Annotated in this window: 8 protein-coding genes; 6 read left to right on the top strand and 2 right to left on the bottom strand. The window is 62.7% G+C overall.

The genetic code is table 11. The features are described 5' to 3' along the window. Positions 1-2 precede the first annotated feature (2 nt). Positions 3-251: a DUF6356 family protein gene (locus EN932_RS27920; protein ID WP_063169910.1), complete on the bottom strand. Its 249-nt coding sequence runs from the start codon at positions 249-251 to the stop codon at positions 3-5. 115 nt (positions 252-366) lie between these two features. Between EN932_RS27920 and EN932_RS27925 the strand changes: the two genes are divergently transcribed. The 6 genes from EN932_RS27925 (at position 367) to EN932_RS27950 (ending at position 4,912) form a co-directional block, all read left to right on the top strand. After that, positions 367-837 (top strand): Lrp/AsnC family transcriptional regulator, encoded by a 471-nt coding sequence (locus EN932_RS27925; RefSeq protein WP_013528044.1) that lies wholly within the window; start codon positions 367-369, stop codon positions 835-837. A 107-nt stretch (positions 838-944) separates the two neighbouring features. Further along, the gene (dut, locus tag EN932_RS27930) at positions 945-1,430 is read left to right on the top strand and encodes a dUTP diphosphatase (RefSeq protein WP_013528045.1); all 486 of its coding nucleotides are present in this window, start codon (positions 945-947) and stop codon (positions 1,428-1,430) included. Further along, complete coding sequence (locus EN932_RS27935; RefSeq protein WP_127369195.1) at positions 1,430-2,092, top strand: HAD family phosphatase; 663 nt, start codon at positions 1,430-1,432, stop codon at positions 2,090-2,092. The genes dut and EN932_RS27935 overlap by 1 nt, the downstream gene beginning before the upstream one ends. 69 nt (positions 2,093-2,161) lie before the next feature. Then, on the top strand, positions 2,162-3,016 hold the full coding sequence (locus EN932_RS27940; RefSeq protein ID WP_024505789.1) for a hypothetical protein: 855 nt from the start codon (positions 2,162-2,164) through the stop codon (positions 3,014-3,016). 80 nt (positions 3,017-3,096) lie between these two features. Then, a complete protein-coding gene (locus tag EN932_RS27945) occupies positions 3,097-3,900 on the top strand; it encodes an oxaloacetate decarboxylase (protein ID WP_024505790.1) in 804 nt (267 codons plus the stop codon). Between the two features lie 13 nt (positions 3,901-3,913). Further along, positions 3,914-4,912, top strand: coding sequence for a proline racemase family protein (locus EN932_RS27950; protein ID WP_064995777.1), 999 nt, complete (start codon positions 3,914-3,916; stop codon positions 4,910-4,912). A gap of 9 nt (positions 4,913-4,921) precedes the next feature. Here EN932_RS27950 and EN932_RS27955 read toward each other — a convergent pair. Continuing rightward, positions 4,922-5,486 (bottom strand): sulfate transporter family protein (locus EN932_RS27955; protein WP_128369225.1); only part of this gene is annotated, 565 nt, incomplete at its 5' end.

Here is a 5,486-nt window from a genome sequence, read left to right on the forward strand (position 1 = left end):
GCCTAGGCGCGATCCGGAAGAGCCGCCGGCTCCTTGGTCGCGTGCGTGCCTCTGTTGTGCGTCCGCTCGTAAAGCTCGCGAACGATTCGGCTGGCGGTAGTTTCAAACAGAAATGGCAAGAAAGCATGAACGAGCGCGGCGCCGGCCGCCATCAACAGGCGCGACGAAAACCAGGCGGCAAAGCCCATGTGGCTGAAATAGGTTTCGCCGACCTTGGCCGGATGAGAGGTGAAAATCCTTGCGACCGACATGCTGGTTCCCCTTCAGCGCTTGAAGTTCCTGATATGAGTATCCTGACATGCTTCGCCGGTTCATCGGTCTCAAAATGTCCTTGTATTTCGGTGATGCATGGGACAAATATCCCACATGGCGCTGGAAATTGACGAAATCGACCGGAAATTGCTCGCCGAGTTGCAACGCGACGGCACGCTGTCGGTCGACCAGTTGTCGGAACGGGTGGCGCTGTCGCGCAATGCCTGCTGGCGCCGGGTGAAGCGGCTGGAGGAGGCCGGTGTCATCACCGGCAGGGTGGCGCTGGTCGATGCCGAAAAGCTCGGGCTTGGCCTTTCCGTCTTCATCCTGATCCGCACGTCCAACCACGATCCGGAGTGGCTGCAGAGATTCCGGGCGGCGGTGACCGGCTTTCCCGAGATCATCGGCGTCTACCGCATGTCCGGCGACCTCGACTACGTTCTGCGCGCCCGCGTCGCCGACGTGAAGGCCTATGACCGGCTCTACCAGCGGCTGATCGCCAAGGTGGCGCTGTCCGACGTCTCCGCCTCCTTCGTGATGGAGGAGATCAAGGAGACGACGGTGGTTCCGATGGAAGTGCGCTAAGGTATGTTGAGATTCAGGTCAGGCCATACTGATGCCTGAAAGAAAGCCGTTGATAGGCTTGCGGGCGAATTGACCGAATCGGCAATCGCGCCGATAGGATCGATTTTATGCGCGCAGCCCTTCAAACTCCCTCCGTCATCGGTCCGACCGTCGGCTTCGTCAGGTTGCCGCATGCTGAAGGACTTCCCCTTCCTGCTTATGAAAGCACCGGTGCTGCCGGCATGGATCTGCGCGCCGCGGTGCCGGACGACCGGCCGCTGCTGATCCTGCCCGGAAAACGCGCTCTGGTGCCGACCGGGCTGATCCTGGAAATTCCCGAAGGCATGGAAGGCCAGGTGCGGCCGCGCTCAGGCCTTGCCTTCAAACATGGGCTGACCGTCCTCAACACGCCCGGCACCATCGACAGCGACTATCGCGGCGAGGTCAAGGTGCTGCTGATCAATCTCGGCGACGAGGACTTTGCCGTGACGCGCGGCATGCGCATCGCCCAGATCGTTTTTGCCGCGGTGACGCAAGCCGCCGTGGAAGAGCGCAACCTGGCCGGCGGCACGGCGCGCGGCGCGGGCGGGTTCGGATCGACCGGCACCGCCTGATGCCTGAACTGCCTAAACTTGTCATCTTCGACTGCGACGGGATCCTGGTCGACACGGAGAACCTGGCCAATCGGCGCCTTGCCGAATGGCTGACCGCTGCCGGCTATCCGACAAGCTTCGAATATTGCCGCAAGAATTTCTCCGGCCGCAGCATGGCGTCGGTGCAGAAAGAGATCGAAGAAAAGACCAGCGTCAGGCTTGGCGCCGATTTTGTCGATCGCTGGAACGCCGGCCTGCCAGACCTGTTCGCCCACGGCGTCGAAGCAATCCCTTATGTCCGCGAATTCGTCGAGGCCGTGCGGTCAGCCGGGATCGCCTATTGCGTCGCCACCTCGGCCCGGGTGTCGAAGATGCACATCACACTTGGCCAGACCGGGCTGTTGCCGCTGTTCGAACACGCGATGTTTTCCTCGACGATGGTCGCGCGCGGCAAGCCGTTTCCGGACCTGTTCCTGCATGCTGCGAAAACCGTGGGCTTTGCACCTGCCGACTGCATCGTCATCGAGGACAGCGTCGCTGGCACGCAGGCCGGCATCGCGGCCGGCATGCGGGTGTTTTCCTATCACGCCGATCCCTATTCCGACCGCGACGGCCTTATCCAGGCCGGCGGCATCCTGTTCGACGACATGCGCGAACTGGCCGGGCTGGTGCCGATCCACTGAGCTGGCTGACGGACTGGACGGGTTGGGAGGCTGTGCTACGTTCCGCGCGCCCGACAGCCTGAGGCGACCATGCCGACGAACCTGCTTCGCTTCATCCTCGCCGTGATGCTGCTGCCATTGCTGTGGACCGCAGCCGGCGCGCAAGACGCCAGCCTTCCGGAGCTCGGCAGCCCACTGCCCGGCCAAAAAGACATCACCTATCTCGACCTCGCCAGGATGATCATTCCAGACCTCGCCGCCGACAAGAATGGCTTTTACAGGGGCGGGCTGCCGATCGCGATGCGCCATATCGAGGGACCCGACAGCGGCGGCTCGCCGCCCGAAACCTCAGGCTTTTCCAATGCCTCCGTGCTTGCCATCAAGGCGGGAGGCAAGGACCGCCTGACCATGCTGTTCGATCTCGGCGATTCCTCAGACAGCGCAGAAGGCTATGCGGTGCTAGCGCTCTACGACATTACGGGCAAACCAAGGCTGCTCGACGCCGCCAATGTCGCCCTCGACCGCAGCACCTATTTCCGCGAACCCGGCAAGCTCGGCATCGGCGCCAATGATGATATCCTCATGATCGAGAGTTCGCATTCCAATTCAAACCAGAACTATATGATCGTCCCGCTGATTATGGTCGCCAGGGACAAGTTGAAGCTGATCGACATCATCTATTTGTTCGACGAGCACGTGTGTGCCTATAGCCGGACGCAGGACGTTGCCTTTAAAGCCATCGCAGAGGGCCGACGCCATGCGGCGATCAAGGTAACGGTGACCGATGCCACCGTCGTGAACGACGAAAGCTGCGATGACCAGCCGCCCAAACCTGAATCTCACGACATCTCCGTCACCTATCATTGGGACAAGACAACGTCGCACTACGCCAAGGATTCCGACGCGCTGGACAAATTGGCAGGAGAGAACGCCAAACGCTTCTGAACCAATCGCATTCGTTTGCCCGGCCAGATGGAGCAGGATAAAATCCGTTCGGCCACACCGCATATGATGGGGGAACTACCATGGACAAGGGCAAGATCTTTCGCGACCTGCATGCCTCGACCTTCGTCGTGCCCAATCCCTGGGATATCGGCACGACCAAGCTGCTCGGCTCGTTCGGCTTCACGGCGCTGGCGACGACCAGCGCCGGCTTTGCCTTTTCGCGCGGCCTGCCGGACGGCGCGGTGACCTTCGACCAGATGATCCACCATTGCCGCGAAGTGACCGCGGCGACCAGCCTGCCGGTCTCGGCCGACCTCGAGAAAGGCAAGGGCGACAGCGCCGAGCAGGCCGCCGAAACCATCTTCGCGGCGGAAGCTGCCGGCCTTGCCGGCTGCTCGATCGAAGACCACACCGGCGATCCGGACAAGCCGATCTATGATTTTGCGCACGCCGTCGAACGCGTTGCGGCGGCCGTGGAAGCGGCGCGGGCCCTGAAACGCGATTTCGTCTTCACTGCGCGGGCCGAGAATTTCCTCTGGGGCAAGTCCGACCTCGACGACACGATCAAGCGGCTGCAGGCGTTCGAGAAGGCCGGCGCCGACGTACTCTATGCGCCAGGCATCGGCAACGTCGAGATGATCCGCACGCTCTGCTCTGCCGTCAGCAAGCCGGTCAATGTCATGGCGGTACCGGGTTTTACCATCGCCGATCTCGCCATGGCCGGCGTCAAGCGTATCTCGCTCGGGCCGTGGCTGACCAATTTCGCCTACGGCATGCTGGAAACGGCGGCACGCGAAATCCAGCAAGACGGCACCTTCGGCTTCACCCGCGCCGCCATGCCGTTCAGCAAATTGCAGGCCCTCTTCGGCAAATCTTCGGATTAATGGGGCCCGTCGCATGACGCTGACCGTGATCGACATGCATACTGGCGGCGAGCCGCTAAGGATCGTCACCGGCGGCTATCCCGGTATCCCCAAGGGCACGATCCTGGAAAAGCGCGCCTATGTGCGCGACCATCTCGATCATCTCAGGAAAATCCTGATGTTCGAGCCACGCGGCCATTACGACATGTATGGCGCCTTGCTGGTCGAGCCGGACCTGCCCGGCGCCGACCTCGCCGTGCTGTTCATGCACAATGAGGGTTATTCGACGATGTGCGGCCACGCCATCGTCGCGCTCGGCCGCTACGCCATCGATGAAGGGCTGGTGGCGAAACAGGAACCAGTCACGACAGTCAATATCGAGGCGCCGTGCGGGCTGGTCGTCGCCTCGGTCGAGGTCAGGGACGGCAAGGCCGGTGCGGTGTCGTTCGAAAGCGTGCCGGCCTTCCTGTTCGCCGGTGGACAGGCGATCGAATTGGCGGGCCACGGCACGATTGGCTTCGACGTCGCCTATGGCGGCGCCTTCTACGCGCTGGCCGATTGTCACCAATTCGGGCTCGAATTCGGCAGAAGCCGGATGCGCGATTTCGTCGATGCGGCAACGGGGCTGACGGACAGGCTCAAGGCTGAATTTCCGCTGTCGCATCCCGACCACGGCGACCTAGCCTACCTATACGGCACCATCCTGACCGACGGCCGCGACACATTTTCCGGCGAGGTGACCAAAAACATCTGCGTCTTCGCCGAAGCCGAGGTCGATCGCTCGCCAACCGGTTCCGGCGTCACCGCAAGGCTGGCGGCCATGCATGCCAAGGGCGAGATCGCGATCGGACAGACGCGCACATTCGAGAGCATCGCCGGCTCGCGTTTTTCCGGAGCCGTGGCGCGGACGGCGAAGGCTGGACGGCATGAGGCGATCATCGCCCGCGTCGGCGGCCGCGCCTATTATTCCGGGCGGGCCGAATTCATCGTCGAGGCCGATGACGAGCTCGGACGCGGATTTCTGTTGCGCTGAAGAAAATGCCTAGCCGCGTGAGGGGCGAGCCACTTCCCGCACCGAGATCGCCTTGTGCAGATGCACCATCATGGCGGCGGCGAACAGCGGCGTCAGCAGGTTGAGCAACGGCACGGCGAGGAAAGCGGCGATGAGCAGCCCGGCGAGAAACACTGTGCCGGCATAGTGCCTGCGCAAGGCCCTGGCCTCGTCTTCGCCGCGAAAGCGCATGGCGGCGAATTCGAAGAACTCGCGCCCGAGCAGATAGCCGTTGACGATGAAGAAGGCGGCTATGTTGACGCCCGGCACCAAGAGAAGCAGCAGCGCGACGATGTTGCCGAGAATGACGACACCGAGGAATCGCGCCGACAGCACCAGCGAGCGCAGCGCCGGCATGGCGCGGCCGGTCGGATCGCCGGGGTAGTCGGTGCGCTCGACCACTTCGGCGATATCGTCGAGGAACAGGCCGGCGACAACAGCCGTCACCGGCGCGATGAGCAACGCCATGCCGAAGGCAAGCGCTATTGCCGCGATGATGCCGCCGAGCCACCCGGCCCAGGACGGCATCATCGCGGCAATAGCGCTTGCCTTCGGC

This window comes from Mesorhizobium sp. M7A.F.Ca.US.002.01.1.1 (assembly GCF_004022955.1).
Taxonomy (GTDB): domain Bacteria; phylum Pseudomonadota; class Alphaproteobacteria; order Rhizobiales; family Rhizobiaceae; genus Mesorhizobium; species Mesorhizobium ciceri.